The organism is Bacillus pseudomycoides DSM 12442 (assembly GCF_000161455.1).
GTDB lineage: Bacteria > Bacillota > Bacilli > Bacillales > Bacillaceae_G > Bacillus_A > Bacillus_A pseudomycoides.
In genome coordinates this window covers 5,773,654-5,774,103 of sequence record NZ_CM000745.1, presented here as the reverse complement: position 1 = coordinate 5,774,103, position 450 = coordinate 5,773,654, and the positions used below count along the sequence as shown (strand labels likewise).

Sequence of the window (450 nt, the reverse complement as noted above, 5' to 3'; positions counted from 1 at the left end):
ATCGTAATAATTTTTAAATTGTTCATCGTAATTTACAATATTACGTGCTGTTTTTTGAATCTTCGGCTTCGCTGTATCTAACCAATAATTCGCATTGATTCGTGACAATTCCTGATTAAGGTGAATATTTTTAATTAATTCTGCTCCTTCTGAACCTAAATCAATATTGGATAAATTTATATTTGGTTGTTTAATCATTGTTTTTGCGTACAAATCCATTACAAGAAGATTAGATCCTGTTTGAGCTAATGCTTTCTTCAGCCCTTCAGGCCCTAACTCATAATTCCCTACTTTTTGTTCTTGAGCGGTCTGTTCTTGTGCAAGTACATGAATAGTGTTACCGTTCGTAGCAGTTATAAATGTTGCTAGAGTGGCTACAGCTAACACTTTAAATGGAAGTTTTTTCATAACTATTCTCCTTCTCAGTTTTTTGATAGATTCTTATAATCT

Annotated in this window: 1 protein-coding gene; it reads right to left on the bottom strand. The window is 32.4% G+C overall.

The window, feature by feature from the left end:
• A partial coding sequence (locus tag BPMYX0001_RS29135) for an HBL/NHE enterotoxin family protein (protein ID WP_033799591.1) occupies positions 1 to 408 on the bottom strand: 408 nt, incomplete at its 3' end.
• Positions 409 to 450: the final 42 nt, after the last annotated feature.